The sequence below is a fragment of the Streptomyces sp. Q2 genome, assembly GCF_056820935.1.
Genome location: NZ_JBXEJE010000066.1, coordinates 1 through 18035, shown reverse-complemented (window position 1 = coordinate 18035; position 18035 = coordinate 1). Strand labels below are relative to the sequence as shown.

Below are 18035 nucleotides of genomic sequence, written 5' to 3'. Positions count from 1 at the left end.
CGGGAAGGGCCCGCATCCTCACCGAGGATGGGGGCCCTTCCCGCTGTGCTCAGCCTCTGCTCAGCGGCCTTGCGGCACCAACCGCATCGGCCCGTTCACCGTCTCCTCCCGCAACCGCTCCCGCAGCTTCTTGTCCGCCTTGGACAAGGAACCCGGCGCCACCGGCGGCGGCACTCCCCGCACCGTCTCGCCCGGCGCCACCGGCGGCTCGTACCGCATGGGCGCCGTCCGTGCCGTCAGCGCGGTCGTCCCGATCAGCGCGACCGTGAAGGCGATGGCGGCCCGTGTCCAGAACCGGGCCCGGCGTTCGCTGCCCGTGCGCACCGTCGGCGGCTTGGCGGCCCGCAGCCGCTCCGCGGAGGCCAGTTCGACCAGCCGCCGGTTCAGCTCCTCGGGGTCGGACAGCTCGGGCAGCCGTGCGGCGACCGCCTCGCGCGCGTACAGCAGCCGGTTCGCGGTCGCCGGCGTGCTCGCCTCCGTCTCCGCCGCCGTCTCCGGCAGGTCGAGGCGGACACCGTCGTACAGCAGGAGCGTACGGCGGTACGGCGGCGGGAGTTGCAGGAGCACGTCCATCAGCGCGCGGTCGGACGCGTCGGCGGGCGGCGCCTCGGGGTGCCGGTAGCGCGGACGGAAGCGGTGCCAGGGGGAGAGGGCGTACTCGTACGCCGTGGCCCGCACCCAGCCCGCCGGGTCCCGGTCCACCGCCACCTCCGGCCAGCGCTGCCACGCGAGTTGGAAGGCCCGCTCGACCGACTCGCGTGCCAGTTCCCGGCGCCCGGTGAGCAGATAGGCCTGCCGGACCAGTGCGGGGGCGCAGAAGGCGTACAGGGCGTCGAAGGCCTGAGCGGGCGTCAGGGACTGCACGGTGACGTCCGGTTCGGGCGTCGGTGCGGTACTCGGTTCTGGTGGTGGCGCGGGACTCGGTTCGGGTGGCGGTCCGGCTGTCGGTGCGGGGCTCGGTTCGGGTGGTGGTTCAGGCGCCGGGGGGGCTTTTGTTCGTACGGGGCGCTCGGTGGCGCCGGTCGCCGGCTGGGCCGACTGGGCCGGCTGGGCCGACTCGGCCAGCTCCGCCAGCAGGCTCGCGTACGCCTCCCGCCTCCGGCGGCCGTGCGGTGCCGCACGGCCGCTCTCCCACGCCTGCAGCGTCTCGAGCCTGACGCCCATCCGTGCCGCGACCTGAGCCTGTGTCAGTGACCCTGCCTCGCGCAGGCGTCGGCGCTCTTTCGGCGGGGGGAGCTGGGTTGCAGGACTCTGCGTCACCGGGCGCCCCTTCGTACGAAAAAGTACATAAACGTATATTGAGCGACACTTCGGAGGTTCGCCTGTTGCGACGAGAAAGCGTGTGCCGTTGGGAGCATGACGGTCGTGATCCAGATGCCCGCACGCCGACCGTCGTTCTCGTCCCTGCGCACCCGGCTGCTCGACCGGTCACCCGGACTGGCCGCCGGCTTCCTGGGGGGTGCGTTCGCGGCCGGGCTGGGACTCGGTTCGTTCGCCGTCCTCGTGATGGTGCTGTGGATCAGCTCGCCCTACCCCGACAGCGGTCCCGGCGGCGCGCTGCACGTCGCCGTGGCGCTGTGGCTGCTGGCCCACGGTGTCGAACTGGTCCGCACCGACACGCTCAGCGGCGTCCCCGCCCCCGTCGGCGTCACCCCGCTGCTCCTCCTCGCGCTGCCGCTGTGGCTGGTGCACCGGGCGGCCCGGGACGCGACCGACGGGGGCGAGGAGGCCGACGGGCCGACGGCCGGCCCGGCGCGGCTCGCCGTCCCGGCACGGACGGCTGTCTCGGGACGGACGGCCTGCGCGGGTGTCGTCCTCGGCTACCTCGCCGTAGGCGTCGCCGCCGCGTTCCAGCTGACGGGCGGCGGCCTGCGTCCGTCCTGGGCGTGGACGGGCGTGTGGGTGCCGCTGGTCGTGACGGTGGCGGCGGGCACAGGGGTGTGGACGGCGTACGGCCGTCCGCGCGCGGTGCTGGACGACGCGCTGATCCTGCTGCCGACGGGCCTACGACGGCTCGTCCTCGGCCCGGACGCCCGGGTCCGCCTCGGCACGGCCGTGCACGCCGCGGGCGCGGGGACGGCGGCCCTCGTCGGCGGCGGGGCGCTGCTGCTGGCCGCGTCGCTGGTGTGGCACGGCGGCGCCGCCCGGGAGTCGTTCCTGCAGCTCACGGAGGGATGGTCGGGCCGGTTCGCGGTCCTGCTGCTCTGTCTCGCCCTGGCCCCGAACGCGGTGGTGTGGGCGGGGTCGTACGCCCTCGGCCCCGGCTTCGCCCTCGGCGTCGGCCACGCCGTGACCCCGCTCGACTCCGCGCCGGCCCCCCTGCTCCCGCCGTTTCCGCTGCTGGCGGCGGTACCGGACACGGGCCCCGGAACGCCACTGCACTGGGCGGCCGGTGCGGTGCCGGTGGCGGTCGGGGTGACGGTGGGGTGGTTCGTGGGTCGGGCCGCCGGCGCAGGGGCGGCCGACGGGGGCACGGTCGGCGGTCCGGTGACGGAAGCCTGGTCGCGAGGCCGGACCGCGGCTACCGCCGGACTGGCGGCCGTACTGTGCGCGACCCTGCTCGCCGTCCTCGCGGCGCTCGCGGGCGGACCGCTCGGCGTCGGCGCGCTGGCCCGCTTCGGACCGGTGTGGTGGCAGACGGGGGCGGCGGCCCTGGCGTGGACCTCGGCGCTGGGGGTTCCCACGGCCCTGGGGGTGCGGGCCTGGCGGAGCCGGGAGCGTGCGGTGCGGGTCGCAAGTGAGAGCGGGGAGCGCGGGGGGCGCGGGGCGACGATCGGGAAGCCGCGGGCGGAGGAACCGACGGCCTCGGGCGTGCCGGACGCCTCGGAGAGGCCGAAGACCTCGGGGGTACCGAAGGCGTCGGACGCACCGAACCCCTCGGACGCGGCGAAGGCCTCGGACGCACCGAAGCCCTGGGACATGCCGATGGACGACGACAGCACCTTCGAGCCGTACGACTTCCTGCCCACCGAGGCCGCGCACCCGCTGTGGCACGACGACGACGCGGCGCGCGAGGCGCGCTGGGCGGCGCTCAAGAAGGCGGTCTCCGAGCCGGAAGCCCCGGGGTCGCCCGACGCCCTCTGAGACTGAGGCGCTGAGGCGATGGGACGCTGAGCTGCTGGGGCGCTGAGAAAGCCGCCGTCAGCTGCTCGCCCCCAGCACCCCCCGCAGCTCCTTCGGCAGAAGGTCCGCGCAGGACTGCTTCGCCTCGTTGGTGAGGGCGTCGTTCGTGCAGGTGTAGTAGTCGCTGTAGACCAGCTTCACGGTGAAGCCCGCGGCGACCAGGGCGATGGCCAGGGACGCGGTGACCAGCCCGCTCACCGCGGCGGTCCGCTGCGGGCGGCCGCTCTGCACGGGTGCCGGGATGTTCGGGTCGGGCGCGGCGGGGGGCTTGGCGCGCAGGGCGCTGATGCCCCAGTACAGGGCCAGCGCACCGAGGAGCAGTGCCACGTAAGGCCAGCTGAACAGTGCGAAGAAGAAGGCCCACATGCCGCTCAGGAGGGCGTACCGCGCGCGCCGCTGGGACGGGTCCGTCGGGTCCCAGCGCAGGCCCGGTCCCTGCCCGCCGCCGTTCGGCCCCTCGGGACCGGCGCCCGGGCGCTCGCCGAAGCGGTCGGGGGAGCGGCCGGGCTGCCGGTCGCTCCACTGACTGCCCCAGGGAGTTCTGCCACCCTCACCGCTCGAACCGTCGGACCCCTGACCGCCTTCGCCGGTCTCACCGCCCGGCGGGTGGTGACGCGGCTGCCACGGCCGGTCAGGCGTGCCCTCCGGCGGGGGAGCGAACGGGTTGTCGTCCGAGGCAGGAGCCGGAGACGGAGCCGAGCCACCCTGCCCCTGCCCCGGAGCCGAGCCACCCTGGTCCTGGCCCTGCCCTTCGCCGGTCTGCCCGCCCGAGGGCGCGTCGGGCGGTGAGGTGGGGCGCTCCCGCAGAAGCACGCCGCTGCGCTCCCCTCCCTGCGATGACTGCGGGGGGAGCGTAAGGAGTCGCAGACTGCGGTCCGGCATCAAGTGAGCGTCTTCCCCTAGGTGATACGGCTGGCTGTCCTGAGCTGTCATGTGGAGAACGCGCCGCACGACGACCGCGTTCCCGAGCCCGTTCCTCCCAGACGCTACCTTCCGGCCACGCCCCCGTCCCGTGGGGGCCGCCCGGTGTGCCGGTATCGTTGCTGACGGTCGGCCGCTTCGTAGACTTCCCCGTATCCCGGGGCGCGAAGCATTCGTACGACCGTACAAACGCACCCCCGAGAAAGGGCCTCACCGTGGCCGCCAAGCCCGTGGCCAAGCGCCTCGTCGTGCTGGTCTCCGGTTCCGGTACCAATTTGCAGGCGCTGCTCGACGCCATCGCGACCATCGGCACCGAGGCCTACGGCGCCGAGATCGTTGCCGTCGGTGCGGACCGCGCGGGCATCGAGGGACTGGCCCGCGCCGAGCGCGCCGGAATCCCCACCTTCGTGTGCCGGGTGAAGGACCACGCCACCCGTGACCAGTGGGACGCGGCCCTTGCCGAGGCCGTGGCCGCGTACGAGCCCGACCTCGTCGTGTCCGCCGGTTTCATGAAGATCGTGGGCAAGGAGTTCCTCGCCCGCTTCGGCGGACGGTTCGTGAACACCCACCCCGCTCTTCTCCCCAGCTTTCCCGGCGCCCACGGCGTCCGTGACGCGCTCGCGTACGGCGCCAAGGTCACCGGCTGCACCGTCCACTTCGTCGACGACGGCGTCGACACCGGCCCGATCATCGCTCAGGGCGTGGTCGAGGTCCGGGAAGAGGACCACGAGGACGAGGGTGCCGCTCTGCACGAGCGCATCAAGGAAGTCGAGCGAAGGCTGCTCGTCGATGTCGTGGGGCGGCTCGCCCGCAACGGCTATCGCATCGAGGGACGAAAGGTAGTTATCCAGTGACCGCCGAGAGCAACAAGCGGGCCATCCGACGGGCGCTCGTCAGCGTCTACGACAAGACGGGCCTCGAAGACCTCGCACGCGGCCTGCACGAGGCGGGCGTGGAGCTCGTCTCCACCGGGTCGACCGCCTCCCGCATCGCCGCCGCCGGCGTCCCCGTCACCAAGGTCGAGGAGCTCACGGGCTTCCCCGAGTGCCTGGACGGCCGGGTCAAGACGCTGCACCCCAAGGTCCACGCGGGCATCCTCGCGGACCTCCGCCTGGAGGACCACCGACTTCAGCTCGACGAGCTGGGCGTGGAGCCGTTCGACCTGGTCGTGGTCAACCTCTACCCCTTCCGTGAGACGGTCGCCTCCGGCGCCTCCCCCGACGAGTGCGTGGAGCAGATCGACATCGGCGGTCCGTCGATGGTGCGCGCGGCGGCGAAGAACCACCCGTCGGTGGCGGTCGTCACCAGCCCTGCCCGCTACGCGGACGTCCTCGGGGCGGTCAAGGACGGCGGCTTCGACCTGCCCACCCGCAGGCGCCTTGCGGCGGAGGCCTTCCAGCACACGGCGTCGTACGACGTGGCGGTGGCGTCCTGGTTCGCCTCCTCCTACGCCCCCGTCGACGACTCCCGGTTCCCCGACTTCCTGGGCGCGACCTGGGAGCGCAAGAACACCCTGCGCTACGGCGAGAACCCGCACCAGCCGGCCGCCCTCTACGTCGACGGCACCGGCGGCGGCCTGGCCGAGGCCGAGCAGCTGCACGGCAAGGAGATGTCGTACAACAACTACACGGACACGGACGCCGCCCGCCGTGCCGCGTACGACCACGACGAGCCCTGCGTCGCGATCATCAAGCACGCCAACCCCTGCGGTATCGCGATCGGCGCGGACGTCGCCGAGGCGCACCGCAAGGCCCACGCCTGCGACCCGCTGTCGGCCTTCGGCGGCGTGATCGCCGTCAACCGCCCGGTGTCGAAGGAGATGGCCGAACAGGTCGCCGAGATCTTCACCGAGGTCATCGTCGCGCCCGACTACGAGGACGGCGCGCTCGAGGCCCTCGCCAAGAAGAAGAACATCCGCGTCCTGAAGGCCTCCGGCGCCCCCTCCACCCCGGCCGAGCTCAAGCCGGTCGACGGCGGCGTCCTCCTCCAGGTGACGGACCGCCTCCAGGCCGACGGGGACGACCCGGCCAACTGGACCCTGGCGACGGGCGAGGCGCTGAGCGCGGAGGAGCTGTCCGACCTCGCCTTCGCGTGGAAGGCCTGCCGTGCCGTGAAGTCCAACGCCATCCTCCTCGCCAAGGACGGCGCCTCGGTCGGCGTCGGCATGGGCCAGGTCAACCGCGTCGACTCCTGCAAGCTGGCCGTGGAGCGGGCGGGCGAGGAGCGGGCGCGCGGCTCGTATGTCGCCTCGGACGCGTTCTTCCCCTTCCCTGACAACATCGACGTCCTGAGCGAGGCCGGTGTCAAGGCCATCGTCCAGCCCGGCGGCTCGGTCCGTGACGAGCTGGTCGTGGAGGCCGCGGAGAAGGCGGGCATCACGATGTACTTCACGGGGACGCGGCACTTCTTCCACTGACGGTGGGGGACAGCGACGAGCGAGGGCCCGCCGGTCACCGACCGGCGGGCCCTCGCGTGCCCGGTGGCCGCGTAGATGATCGTGCCCGCGAGGGAGAAGACGTCGGAGACGGTGTCGCAGCGGCCCTCGCGCAGGTATTCGGGCGGCATGTAGGCCGGCGCCGACCCGGTTGCCGGTCGTGGTGATCGCGCTGCTGTCGGCGGCCTGCGAGATGCCGAAGGCGATGACGTGCGCGCCCTGCGGGGACAGGATGACGTTGGACGGCTTGAGGTCCCGGTGTACGACCCCGGCGGCGGCCAGCGCCGACAGCGCCTTCCCCAGCTCCGCCACCAGCCGCCACACCCCGGCCGGCTCCAGCGGGCCGCACTCGCGGACGGCGTCGGCGAGGTTGAGGCCGGGCAGGTACTGGGTGGCCATCCACAGCAGCTCGTCCCCGAACCCGGTGCCGAGCAGGCGCGGCGCGTGCGGATTGACGACGCGCGCGTGCACGGCGGCCTCCCGCTGGAACCGCCGTCGGAAATCCGGGTCCTCGGCGTACTCGGGACGGATCACCTTCACGGCGGCGAGTCCCGGTGCGTCCTCGGCGGGCCGCGCGAGATAGACCCGCCCCATGCCACCGCTGCCGAGCAGCCCCAGCGACACATACGGCCCGATACGCCCGGGATCGGCGGGCCGCAGCGGCGCCGCCCCGGCCTGCTTCAGAGCGGCGCCACCGGACGCCGGGTCGTACGACGCTTGGGGTGCCGTTGGTCTGTCATGGATCCCCCGCGTGCGGTTCTTCCCCAACCGGCTGATGAGTCACGTCAGTTGACGCGAGGCTATCGTGCCGGTGCGGGGGAGCACCCCGGAGGAGCAGAAGTGCGGAGGCTGCGGCGCCCCTGACGGATGCCGCAGCCGGTTGAACGCACGCCTCCCCCAGGTGACGTGTGAACACTGTGCCGGGTTGACGGGTCGGGCGGTACCTGGAACTTTCCAGGGGAACCGGGGGCCCTCAGTACCAGGAGATGGTCTCGGCGCGGTGGTGGATGCGGGTGCCCTCTGCGGGGATGCGGTACCCGTCGCCCTGCTTGACCTGTGCGAGGTGGTAGGCCCCGCCGTCCTGAGACTTGGAGCTGTCGCCTCGGTGGAACGTCACGTAGCCGTACGGTCCACTTCCGTCGTACAGCACGACGGAGCCGCTCCACTTGAGCTGGTCGTCGGCCTTGCTCCAGGTGTTGTCGCCGACCTTGCCGTCCGCGCCGAGTCCGTAGCGCTTCTGCCAGGCAATGGTGGCGTCTTTGGTCCCGGGGCCGAACTGCCCGTCGATCTCGAAGAGATCCAACAGGTGTTCGGAGGCCAGGATGCTCTGCCACAGGAAGACGATGTCGGTGTTCGAGGACTCTCCGCAGCCGTAGCAGAGGGAGTTGCCGAGTTCGTCGAAGTGGTCGCCGAAGTCGTCGGTGACCTTGTCGTCGCCGTCCACGAACGTGGTGCCGTACGCCCCGGAGTTCCCCGCGTAGGCGGCCTGCGCCGGGGCGGTGGCCAGTATCAGTGACAGTCCCGCGGCCAGTGCGCCCACGCCCAGCTTCCAACGAGTGATACGCATGAGAGTGTCCGTCCTCAGAGGGTGGTCAGTTGGTTGAAGTGGACGCGCGATCCGCGCATCGCCTTGACGCCGTCGTACTGGTAGACCTCGTGGACTCTGTAGGCGCCGCTGTCCTGGGTCTTCGACGTGCTGCCGCGGTTGAAGACCACAGCGCCGGAGTTGTACTTCCCGGTGTAGGTGATGTCGACGTTGGAGAGCCACACGAGCTGGTCGTCGGCCTTGCTCCAGGTGTTGTCGCCGACCTTGCCGTCCGCGCCGAGTCCGTAGCGCTTCTGCCAGGCAATGGTGGCGTCTTTGGTCCCGGGGCCGAACTGCCCGTCGATATCTCCGAAGTCCAGCAGATCCTCGGCCACGAGGATGCTCTGCCAGAGGACGACGATGTCGGTGTTCCGGGATTCTCCGCAGCCGTAGCAGAGGGAGTTGCCGAGTTCGTCGAAGTGGTCGCCGAAGTCGTCGGTGAGTTTGCCGGCGCCGTCCACGAACGTGGTGCTGTACGCCCCCGAGTTCTGCGAGTACGCGGCATGCGCGGGGCTGACAGCAAGCATCGTGGCCATTCCTGCGGCTATGGCGGCGAGGCCGATCTTCCCTTGTCTCTTCAACGCGGGTTCCTTTCGGGCGGAGGGGCAGCGCGTGGTCGTGCAACCAATGTGACCGGGATGCGGGGAAGGCGGTACCTGCAAAGTTTCAGGGGGAGGTGGGTGCATCCGTCTGCGCCGCCGATGCGTCCGAGTGAAGCTCGCACCACACGGTCTTGCCGGCGGATGTCAGCCACACGCCCCAGCGTCGGGCGACCGCGTCGAGCAGGAGAGCGTTGGTGAGCAACTCGCTGACGCAGAGCTGGGCTTGGGGGCAGGGTGCGCCCAGGTGCTCGCGTACCGCGTGGCGTACCTCGGCTACGGCCTTGGGGAGCGCGATCAGTTCGAGGACGAACGGTTCGGTCACGGTCCCGCCGCCTTGCGCAGGGCGGTGATCAGGGCGCGGGTGGTGGCCTGGTTGCAGTTTCCGAGCGCGATGAGAGGCCGTGTGGGGAGCGTCCCGGCGAAGGTCGGCAGGTCGACGCCGAGGGAGGGGAGCGTGATGCCGTTCGCCTCCAGGGCGGTGCGGAGGTCTTCGACGCAGGCGTCGGTTTCGTGATGGGGGTGGGGGTGCATGGGGGTACACCTCCGTGTGTGATCCGTGATGAATCACTCACAGGCTGGCGTCGAGTTGCGTACCGTGAAAGGGGTTTTGGCTGTGCACGAGCAGTTGTGCACGAGCAAGTGAGAAACGGCGGTGGTGGGTTGTGCCCGTGAAGAAGGACCCTGACGCGTCGATGAACGTCCCCTGTTTCCAGGGCGCAGAGTTGCGCTTCCGGAAGGAGCAAGCGCGGCTGACGCTGGAGCAGGTGGCCGAGGGGAGCTTCCGGGGGATCTCGCTATCCGGCCCATGTGCAGGCGTACCGTCGTAAGTACGATCTGCTCAGGGCCGTCGCGCTGTCACCCGAGGCGTCCCTGGCCTTGATGCCCGAGTTCTGTCGCTTGGCGCAGGAGCAGCTACAGCAACGCCGAAGGCGGCGAGTGCGTCGAAGTAGCTGACAGCCTCCCGGGCACCGTCCGTCCGCGACTCCAAGAACCCCGCAGGCCCCGTCCTCCTTTTCGGGGACAGGGCCTGGGCCCAGTTCGTCGGTGCGCTCAACGCGTAGCGGCTCCCAGCTGGTCGGACCACTGGTGGAACTTCGGGGCGACGCGCAGCAACTCCGCGCTGTTCGGCCCGGCCGTCAGGTAGTACAGCGACTCGTCCCCTGGGTCGTCGTCGCCGCCCCAGCGGACCGCTCCCGCGCAGTCCGCGACGATGTCCCGGATCGTCCGGACCTGCTGCGGGAAGTAGCTGCCCCGGGATCTGGCGCCGGGGACGAGCCGTAGGGCCGTGCCGGACGACAGGTTGGAAGCGGGGCTCGTCAGCGGCGTCCGGCCGATTCTGCTCCAGCCCTGTAGGTCGCCGGTGCGGAGTTCCTGGACCTCGTAGTGGAAGCGGCGCGCTATCTGGAGGAGAAGGAGCTCCGGCAGCCCGATCCGTACGTCGATGCTGAGCCCGGTTCCGGAGACGGAGCGGGTCCAGACCGTCGAGACGTGGTTGGCCTGGCTCTGGATCTGCCAGCCGTTCTGCGACAGTGGGATCTTCGTCGGCTGTGGGCCGGACGTCGGCGTGGTGCGGTCGGCCGCTGTGGCGGTGCCGGTCGGAAGGAGATATGCGGCCGTGGCCGCGGTGCCGACGGCCAGGACGGTACGTCGGTTGAAGTGTCCGCTCATGTCGAAGCCCTTCAGCTCGTCCGGATGGTCCGGTTGTACTGCTCCAGGACCTGGTACAGGCGGATCAGTTCGCGCCCGTACTGCTCGGCCTTGTCGCCCGTGCCGTTGTAGCGGGCGAGGATGGCCTGTGTGTCGCTGTCGCTCGTGTCGAGGCCGGGACGCGAGACGTTGATCTGATGCGCGTTGTAGATGGTGAGGTAGGCCGCGGTGCTGATGTTGTACGTCGGGTCGTCGTGCAGGCGATTCCACACGGACGTCTTGTCGTCGTCGGTGAGGAGGTCGCCGTTGATGATTCCCTTGTCGATGCAGTAGTTGCGGGCCTCGATGGCCACCCAGGCGAAGATCTGCCCCCAGCCGGTGCTCGAGTCGTCCCTGTCGCCGGCCTTGACCGCGTCGTCGGCGAACTTGTCCAACGGGTTCCACTTGCGCAGTTCCCACAGGACAGGAGCCTGCACCAGGGCCTTGCGCAGGCGGAGAATCCTGGCGAGGTCGGTGAAGAGCCAGTCCATGCCGATGACGGCTTCGAAGGCGTCGGTGGTGGAGATTCCACCGATGGTGGCCCAGTCGTTGTCGTTCCAGTTGTCGCCGCCGGTCTCGGGAACCCCGATCGACTCCAGGCAGCTCCGGACGTCCCGAAGGGCGGCGTCGTGGTAGGAGGAGACGAAGTCCTTGTCGAGACCGGTGGGGTCCAGGCCCGGGTCGAAGGAGTTCTGGCCCAGGTCGCGGCCGGAGACGATGTCGACGTCGATCTCGATTCGGCCGTCGCCGGAGCCGACGGTCTTGGTGACGATCTGGTCGAAGGCCCAGTTGCGGGGGAGGGGGTACCCGATGTTGCCGGAGAACCCGGCCGACATGTCGGACACGAAGCTCGTGACGGCGTACCCCTGGTCGGAGACGCGCTGACACACGTTACGGGCGCCGTAAATGCCCACGTTGTACGAGGAATTCTCGCCGATCGTCCGGTGCACACCCTTGAAGTGCGGGATGATGAAGTCGGTGACTTCCCAGTCGACGGCGTCGTAGTCGACGGCGAAGTAGATGGTGGTGCCGTTCTTGAAGCCGTGGAACTTCGCCCAGCCGATGGCCGCGAGAGCGGCGTGCACGCCCGCGTCGTAGGAGAAGTCGTCCGCGGCGCGGCTCCACGTCTGGTAGATCGGGTAACAGCTCAGGCCGTTGGTGGCGATGAAATGAAGCTCGTCGGGCTGGATCTGCTTCTCCGGCAGCTCGCTTCCTCCCGGGTTGAGATAGCGGCCGACGACCTCAATGCCCTCGGCCTTGAGGGTCCTGGCGCGGGCGCTGGTGATCCTTGTGACGCCGTCGCAGGCGGCTCCCTTGCGGGTCTGGTCGCCGTAGGAGACCAGCAGTGATGCCCAGGTCGAGGCGTCTGCGGTGCCGGTCACGGGGAGTGCCACGAACCGCTGGAAGGCGCGGACGGCGTCGGCCATGCTGGGGTCGTAGGTCGCGGTGAAGGTGGTGGATCGCTTGGTGAAGCAGAGCGCCGCGGAGAAGAGGCGCACCCAGTTTCCCGTGGAGCCGACGGCCAACTCGTGTCCCTTCAGCCCGGCCAGTGTCCCCGAACCGAACCAGCCGGTGGCGACGCCGTCGGCCATGCCCAGCTCGTACTGGACGGCGTAGATCATGGACGTGGCGACGTTGCGGGAGTAGTGGCCGTCGCAGGGCATGATGAAGAAGTCGCGGCGCTTGGCGTAGCGGCCGTTGAGCCACCGCTGGATGTCGCGGACCGTGTCCGACCCGTTGTTCACCACCACATAGGCGTCCATCGTCAGCAGGGCCTTGAAGACCTTGGGGACGAGGTCCGACCCGGGGAAGGCGGCGGCGACGCCCATCCGCTGCTTCATGAGGGTGACCGCGGCGGCGGTCTCGTCGTCGTAGACGCCGTTGATGCCGCTTCCGTTGTAGCCCTTGGCATAGAGCGCGGACTGGATGATCATGGTGACGTTGGCGGGGGTGTCGCGGAAGCCGATGCTCGGCCAGGTCGACTCCAGCCTGGACAAGGTCGTCGGACCGAAGTTGTTCGACAGGCCGGTGATCCCGAGCTCGTACTGGAGGGCGCGGGTCAGGGCATACATCAGATCCCAGCCCGTGTTGCCGTCCTCGTCGACCTTCATGCCGATCTTGGCTTCGCCGTAGACGGTGTTCACGAATCTCTGGGCCCTGCGGACCATCTCGTCTGCCACGTGACGTCCCTTTCCGGAGGGGTGGGAGGTCCACCGTGGCCGTGGACGGAGTGCAGGGGTACCTCAAAAGTTTCAGGGCAGCCGAGGCGGAGTGGTGTTCAACAGCGCTCCGCCCAGCTGCTCAGCGAGTCGTTCGCGTGGTGGAGGGGACGACGGCTCAGCCGTCCACCTCGTACCGCCCGACCTCCAGTGGCCGCTACGGTCAGGGCGGCGAGAGTCAGTCTCAAGAGGGGACCTTCGTCGCGAATGTCGGGAGAAGGGATTTCACGCAGAACCGGCGGATGACGCACAGGCTCCGGGCCGATGCCGCCGAAGTCGGGAACCGCGGCATACGGCCCTCCCCGAGCCCTGTGCCTCATCTGCCGGTGCGGATATCTTCCCTCCGATCACACCGGAGTTCATTGCCAGAACCAGGCAGTCCTCGGGGCTTGTTGTCGCTGCTCGGTTCTCGTCCTTCAGGGCCCTCGAACTTCAGGACCCTCGAATGTTCCAGGTTCCCCGGCCCTCACACCTGCGGCACAGTGACCGGCACGACCGAGAGCGGCGCATCAGGCCTCCCCGCCCTTGCGCAGCGCGCTCCACGTCGTCGGTCCCACGATCCCGTCCGCGTCCAGCCCGGTTCGCTTCTGGAACGTGACGACCGCCCCATGGGTCAGCGGCCCGAAGTCGCCGTCCACCTCGCCGACTTCGTTGATGCCGTGCAGGTGCCGGAGCAGGCACTGGGCCTCACGGACCTGGCTGCCGCCGTCGCCCTGGGCGATGACGAAGTCCCATGTGCTGTTCCAGCCCGCGGTGTAGCCGCGGCCGTGCTGCTCGTCCTCGTACGCCGCGGGCTTCTCGCAGCTGGGAGGCGCCGCGGCGGCGGGGGCGTCGTCGCGCAGGGTGTATGTCACCGTCGTCGAGCCCAGGGCGGCGGCCACGAGGAGCGCCGCGACCAGCACCGGGCGCCGCCACCGCCGGGGCCGCAGCCGCGGCAGCCGGGCCGACCGTAAGGCGCCCGCGGCCTGTTCCGCCCGGCGCAGGAGTGCCCCGGTGTCGGGGACACGAGCGGCGCGTTCGCTGTGCGTGGGGGCCAGACAGTCCCGGACGATCTCCCGCCAGGCCTCCGGGAGTTCGGGGGACAGCCGCAGCTCCTCGGCGCCGCCCGCGTAGCGCGTCGCCGCGTCGGTGCGGGCCTCCGTACTGCCGCCCGGCAGCGGGAAGGAGCCCGTCAGGACGAGGTGCACGATGACGCCGAATGCCCAGATGTCGGCGGAGGGCCGGATCCGCGTGCCCCGCTCGTCGATCTCGGGCCAGAGCAGCTCCGGCGGCGTGTAGTCCGGCGTGGCAAACGCGGGTGTGTACGCGTGGGTGCCCTGCAGCTCGGAGGCCAGGTTGAAGTCGGCGAGCCGTACCGAACCGTCCTTCATCAGCAGCACGTTGGCGGGCTTCAGGTCCCCGTGCACCCAGCCCGCGTGATGCAGTTGGTGCAGGCCCTCGCAGATCTGGGCGAGCAGCACGGGGCCCGCCTCCGGCTTCGGCGTGTGCTCCAGTACGGCGTCCAGGGCGCCCTCGGCGCGCTCCAGTACGAGGACGGTGGCCCCGTCGAGTTCGGGGTGTTCCGGGTCGTCGACCGTGAGCGTGTCGTACATCCGGATCAGGCGCGGTGCGCGCAGTTTCTCCAGCAACTCCACTTCCCGCTCGGCCAGTTCGCGCAGGTGGTGCAACTGGCGAGGGGTGCGGGTGCCGGTGGGCAGGAACTTCAGCGCCGCCTGGCGGGGTAGTTCCGGGTCCTTCTCGCCCGTGTGTCTGGCCGCGTAAACGGTGGCGAACGCGCCGGAGGCCAGAGGCTCGCGGACCTCCCAGGAGCCCACCCGGTAGCCCTTCGGCACGGCGACGGCGTACGACCTGTTCACCGCAGTACCTCGCTCCGGGCCGGGGCGAGCACCGCGAGGTCGTCCTCGCGGATGAGGTCGAAGCGGAGCGCCAGGGACACCAGCGACTCCTTCTTGCCGTTGACGCGCAGACCGGGCTCCGCGGTGTCCGGGGCGGGCCGCAGCCGCAGCTTGACAGCGAGGTAGTCGATGTTCCAGTAGACGGTGGAGCGGCTGACCGCGGGCCACACGGACCGCAGCCGGTCCACCAGTTGCTCGACGGCGGGCAGCGGAGCGTGCGGCTCGCCACGCAGGCGGGGTTCGCACAGCGCGGCCAGGACCGCGAAGTACCGCTTGGTGCGATCGAGGGCGAACGCCGGTGCGGTCAGCGCCCCGGAGAGCCCGTGGCGCTCGACACTGCGAAAGGCGTGGCGCGGCGCCCAGACGTCGAAGGCGAGCAGGTCGCCGGCGGCGGGGAGCACCACCCGGGAGAACTCGAACGGCACGGGCGCGTCCAGCCGGCCCGGCGCGACCTTGACGTGCTCGCCCGCCCCCTCCGGGTTGTCCACGACGTAGGTCTGGTCCTCGCTGAGATTGCTCAGCAGCCAGAAGTTCCGGTGTGCCGTGATCTCGCCGGCGACCCGGGGCACCCCTTGGTGGTCGATGGTGAGTCCGCCGTCCGTCTCGGCCCTGCCGAACGTGAGCCGTTCGCCCGCGGTGATCCTGACCTGCCCGTCCGCGCTGCCGCGCGTCGGTGGTACGACGATGACGCTGTACATGGAGTTGTCCCCCTCCTCCTACGACGCCAGGGGGCGCAGCCCCCCAAGTCCGACGAGGGGGAGGGTAAGGGACGTTCCCGAACGAGTACGAAGCATTGCGCCTGATACGGCGCGTCTGTGAAGAGTTCGTGAGAGAAGGCGGCGCAGCGGCCTCGGGCGTGACTCGCACCGTGCCGGGACCGAGGTGAAGGGGGTACCTCAGACCTCTCAGGGTCACTTCTTCCCGGCCGGCGTGTACTCCTTGAGGTAGTGAGCGACGCGGGCGGCGTAGTCGCGGTACTTCGGGGGAACCCCGCCCGCGTCGTTCACGCTCGTGGACGACGTCCGGTAGGCGGCCGCCAGCAGCACCCGGCGGTCGCCGGACAACCCGGTCTGGTCGAGGCGCGGTTCCATGAAGCAGAGGTAGCGGCCCACGGCCGGGATGGACTCGGCGGGGGTGAGGGGAGGCCGGGGCGTCGTGGTCGCGGGGGTGCCGTCCGCGCGGATGTACCAGCGCAGCAGGCTCGGGGTCCAGCGGGCGATGCCGTACTCGCCCTCCTCGCCCGCGCCGGGGTCGGACAGGCCGGGGTCGAAGTTGCTCTCCGCCTTCAGCAGCGCGGCGATCAGCGCGGGTGTGACCTCCGGCTGGCGGCAGTCGTGCGCCGAGTCGACGATCAGCCGGCGGTAGGCCACCGGGACGCCCTTGTCCGTACGCAGTTCCAGGGCGCCGTAGGTGGCGGCCGTGGCCTTCTCGGTCTCGGCGCCGGCCGACCCCTTGCCGTCCGCGCCGGAGCCGGCCCAGTCGCCGATGCCGTAGCCGAGGACCGCGACCGCCGCGGTGGCGGCCATGGCGGCCAGGACCGTCGTGCGGCGGGAGCGGCGGCGGGGGAGCAGGACCCCGGGCAGCCGGGGTGAGCGGCCGGTGCCCGCGGCCGTCTCGACGCGTCTCAGCAGGGCGTCGATGGCGATGCGGTCCGCACGCGTCCGGGTCAGGCAGGCCCGCACGATCTCCCGCCAGAGGTCCGGCAGTTCGGGGGACAGGCGCAGCTCGTCCGTGCCGCGGGCGTACGCGGCGGCCGCGTCCCGGCGGGCCGTCGGGGTGCCGCCCGGCAGCGGGAAGGAGCCGGTCAGCAGGAGGTGGGCCAGCACGCCGAAGGCCCACACGTCCGCCGAGGGGCGGATGCGGCGGCCGCGTTCGCCGATCTCCGACCAGAGGAGTTCCGGCGGGGTGTAGTCCGGGGTGGAGAAGGCCGGCGTGTAGGCGTGGGTGCCCTCCAGCTCCGCGGCCATGTTGAAGTCGGCGAGCCGGGCCGAACCGTCCTTCATCAGCAGGACGTTGGCGGGCTTCAGGTCCCCGTGCACCCAGCCCGCGCGATGCAGCTGGGCCAGCCCCTCGCAGATCTGCGCGAGCAGCGCGGGGCCGGTGGACGGCCGGGGCGAGGAGGCGAGCAGGGCGGACAGGGAGCGTTCCGCCTTCTCCAGTACGAGGACGGTGGCGCCGTCGAGCGCGGGGTGCCCGGGGTCGTCGACGGTGAGGGTGTCGTACATCCGGATCAGCCGGGGGCGGCGCAGCCTGCGGTGCAACTCCACTTCCCGGTCGATCAGTTCTCGCAGGTGGGCCAGCTGGCGGGGGGTGCCCGTGCCGGTCGGCAGGAACTTCAGGGCCGCCGTCCTCGGCAGCTCCTCGCCGCCGTCCGTGCGCCGCGCCTCGTACACGCTCCCGAACGCCCCCGTCGCGATCGGTTCGCGCACCTCCCACACGCCGAGCCGGTACCCCCGAGGGACCTGCACGGCGTAGGGCTCGGTCACCGTGGGCCCCGGCGGTCCGGGCCCGCCAGGACGACGAGGTCGTCCTCCCGGACCAGGTCGAAGCGGAGTGCCAGGGAGACCAGGGACTCCTTCTTGCCGTTGAGGCGGGGGCCGGTGTCCGCCGTCTCCGGGCCGGGCTTCAGCATGATCTAGCGCGGAACCCCGGGCGTTCACGCCCGGGAGGAAGCGCTTCTTAACGCTGCTCTGAGCTGCGCGGGTGCACGGGTCTGCGCTGTTGACCTCAGCCGGGACGTTTCTGGTTCTCGATGTACTCCTTGATGACGGCGAGCGGGGCGCCGCCGCACGAGGCGGCGAAGTAGGACGGCGACCAGAAGTGCTCGCCCCACAGGTACGTGCGGATGTGGCCGGGGAACTCCTGTCGCAGGCGCCGGGCGGAGACGCCCTTGAGGGAGCCGACGAGTCGGGAGATGGCGACCTTGGGCGGGTAGTGCACGAGCAGGTGGACGTGATCGCGTTCGCCGTTGAACTCCCGCAGCTCCGCGCCGAAGTCGGTGCACACGTCGCGCATGACCTCTTCGCAGCGCCGAAGGATCTCGTCGGTGAACGGTCCGCGCCGGTACTTGGGGGTGAAGACCAAGTGTGCGTGGAGGGTGTAGACGACGCTACGTCCCCTGCGGATATCGGGGTTTGGCTCCCAGCGTGGTGACATAGATCAATGCTACGATCACGCCCGTGAAGATGGTGACGCAGGTCAAACTCATGCCGGATGCCGTGCAGGCATCCGTGCTTGAGCGCACCCTGCGCACGGTCAATGACGCCGCGAACTGGGTGTCGGAGGTGGCGTTCGAGCACGGCGTGCCGCGTGAGTACGAGCTGCGCAAGCACACCTACGCCGAACTCAAAACCCGTGGGCTGGGAGCGCAGGCCGCGCAACACGTCATCAAGAAGGTGCGTGACTCGTACACCACGCTCAAGGCCAACATCCGGGCCGGGAACCTCGGCAGGGAAGGCTCCAGGCGTCGCCGCAAGGCGGAGTCCAGGCCCGTCACCTTTCGCCCCGAGGCCGCCCAGCCGTATGACGACCGGTGCCTGAGCTGGCAGTACGACCAGCGGTCCGTGTCCA

Annotated in this window: 15 protein-coding genes and 5 pseudogenes; 6 read left to right on the top strand and 14 right to left on the bottom strand. The window is 70.7% G+C overall.

Annotated features, from left to right (window positions below; translation table 11 throughout):
• Positions 1-60: 60 nt before the first annotated feature.
• The gene (locus ACWBNA_RS44015; RefSeq protein ID WP_482710237.1) at positions 61-1260 is read right to left on the bottom strand and encodes a helix-turn-helix domain-containing protein; all 1200 of its coding nucleotides are present in this window, start codon (positions 1258-1260) and stop codon (positions 61-63) included.
• 96 nt (positions 1261-1356) lie between these two features.
• Between ACWBNA_RS44015 and ACWBNA_RS44010 the strand changes: the two genes are divergently transcribed.
• Positions 1357-3084, top strand: a complete 1728-nt coding sequence (locus ACWBNA_RS44010) for a cell division protein PerM (protein ID WP_482710236.1) — start codon at positions 1357-1359, stop codon at positions 3082-3084.
• 57 nt (positions 3085-3141) lie between these two features.
• On the opposite strand, the gene ACWBNA_RS44005 is transcribed toward ACWBNA_RS44010, so the two are convergent.
• The gene (locus tag ACWBNA_RS44005) at positions 3142-4005 is read right to left on the bottom strand and encodes a hypothetical protein (RefSeq protein WP_482710235.1); all 864 of its coding nucleotides are present in this window, start codon (positions 4003-4005) and stop codon (positions 3142-3144) included.
• A gap of 254 nt (positions 4006-4259) precedes the next feature.
• On the opposite strand from ACWBNA_RS44005, the gene purN reads away from it, so the two are divergent.
• Positions 4260-4898 (top strand): phosphoribosylglycinamide formyltransferase, encoded by a 639-nt coding sequence (gene purN / locus ACWBNA_RS44000; protein ID WP_482710234.1) that lies wholly within the window; start codon positions 4260-4262, stop codon positions 4896-4898.
• Positions 4895-6460: a bifunctional phosphoribosylaminoimidazolecarboxamide formyltransferase/IMP cyclohydrolase gene (gene purH / locus ACWBNA_RS43995; protein ID WP_482710233.1), complete on the top strand. Its 1566-nt coding sequence runs from the start codon at positions 4895-4897 to the stop codon at positions 6458-6460. Before purN ends, purH begins: the two co-directional genes overlap by 4 nt.
• A 53-nt stretch (positions 6461-6513) precedes the next feature.
• Here the strand turns inward: purH and ACWBNA_RS43990 are convergent.
• The 5 genes and pseudogenes from ACWBNA_RS43990 to ACWBNA_RS43970 form a co-directional block, all read right to left on the bottom strand.
• Positions 6514-7072 (bottom strand): annotated as a pseudogene (locus tag ACWBNA_RS43990) (serine/threonine-protein kinase); the annotation flags it as partial.
• A gap of 379 nt (positions 7073-7451) precedes the next feature.
• Positions 7452-8045 carry a peptidoglycan-binding domain-containing protein gene (locus tag ACWBNA_RS43985; protein WP_482710232.1) on the bottom strand — a complete coding sequence of 198 codons (594 nt, stop codon included), beginning with the start codon at positions 8043-8045 and terminating at the stop codon, positions 7452-7454.
• Positions 8046-8059: 14 nt separating this feature from the next.
• Positions 8060-8644, bottom strand: coding sequence for a peptidoglycan-binding domain-containing protein (locus ACWBNA_RS43980; RefSeq protein WP_482710231.1), 585 nt, complete (start codon positions 8642-8644; stop codon positions 8060-8062).
• A gap of 85 nt (positions 8645-8729) precedes the next feature.
• Positions 8730-8987, bottom strand: a complete 258-nt coding sequence (locus ACWBNA_RS43975) for a hypothetical protein (protein ID WP_482710230.1) — start codon at positions 8985-8987, stop codon at positions 8730-8732.
• Complete coding sequence (locus ACWBNA_RS43970; RefSeq protein WP_482710229.1) at positions 8984-9196, bottom strand: hypothetical protein; 213 nt, start codon at positions 9194-9196, stop codon at positions 8984-8986. Before ACWBNA_RS43970 ends, ACWBNA_RS43975 begins: the two co-directional genes overlap by 4 nt.
• Before the next feature lie 131 nt (positions 9197-9327).
• On the opposite strand from ACWBNA_RS43970, the pseudogene ACWBNA_RS43965 reads away from it, so the two are divergent.
• Both ACWBNA_RS43965 and ACWBNA_RS43960 read left to right on the top strand, forming a co-directional pair.
• Positions 9328-9459, top strand: a pseudogene (locus tag ACWBNA_RS43965) (XRE family transcriptional regulator); the annotation flags it as partial.
• A 92-nt stretch (positions 9460-9551) separates the two neighbouring features.
• Positions 9552-9726, top strand: a pseudogene (locus ACWBNA_RS43960) (DUF397 domain-containing protein); the annotation flags it as partial.
• Here the strand turns inward: ACWBNA_RS43960 and ACWBNA_RS43955 are convergent.
• From ACWBNA_RS43955 to tnpA, 7 genes and pseudogenes are all read right to left on the bottom strand, one after another.
• The gene (locus ACWBNA_RS43955; protein ID WP_482710228.1) at positions 9716-10333 is read right to left on the bottom strand and encodes a hypothetical protein; all 618 of its coding nucleotides are present in this window, start codon (positions 10331-10333) and stop codon (positions 9716-9718) included. The pseudogene ACWBNA_RS43960 and the gene ACWBNA_RS43955 sit on opposite strands and share 11 nt — an antisense overlap.
• Before the next feature lie 11 nt (positions 10334-10344).
• Positions 10345-12531 (bottom strand): glycoside hydrolase domain-containing protein, encoded by a 2187-nt coding sequence (locus ACWBNA_RS43950; protein ID WP_482710227.1) that lies wholly within the window; start codon positions 12529-12531, stop codon positions 10345-10347.
• Between the two features lie 548 nt (positions 12532-13079).
• The gene (locus tag ACWBNA_RS43945; protein WP_482710226.1) at positions 13080-14426 is read right to left on the bottom strand and encodes a protein kinase domain-containing protein; all 1347 of its coding nucleotides are present in this window, start codon (positions 14424-14426) and stop codon (positions 13080-13082) included.
• Positions 14423-15163 (bottom strand): FHA domain-containing protein, encoded by a 741-nt coding sequence (locus ACWBNA_RS43940; protein ID WP_482710225.1) that lies wholly within the window; start codon positions 15161-15163, stop codon positions 14423-14425. Before ACWBNA_RS43940 ends, ACWBNA_RS43945 begins: the two co-directional genes overlap by 4 nt.
• A 213-nt stretch (positions 15164-15376) precedes the next feature.
• Positions 15377-16951 carry a serine/threonine protein kinase gene (locus tag ACWBNA_RS43935; RefSeq protein WP_482710224.1) on the bottom strand — a complete coding sequence of 525 codons (1575 nt, stop codon included), beginning with the start codon at positions 16949-16951 and terminating at the stop codon, positions 15377-15379.
• Positions 16948-17100: pseudogene (locus ACWBNA_RS43930) on the bottom strand (FHA domain-containing protein); the annotation flags it as partial. The pseudogene ACWBNA_RS43930 and the gene ACWBNA_RS43935, both read right to left, overlap by 4 nt.
• Before the next feature lie 92 nt (positions 17101-17192).
• The gene (gene tnpA / locus ACWBNA_RS43925; protein ID WP_482710223.1) at positions 17193-17621 is read right to left on the bottom strand and encodes an IS200/IS605 family transposase; all 429 of its coding nucleotides are present in this window, start codon (positions 17619-17621) and stop codon (positions 17193-17195) included.
• Positions 17622-17650: 29 nt separating this feature from the next.
• Here tnpA and ACWBNA_RS43920 point away from each other — a divergent pair.
• Positions 17651-18035, top strand: a pseudogene (locus ACWBNA_RS43920) (RNA-guided endonuclease TnpB family protein); the annotation flags it as partial.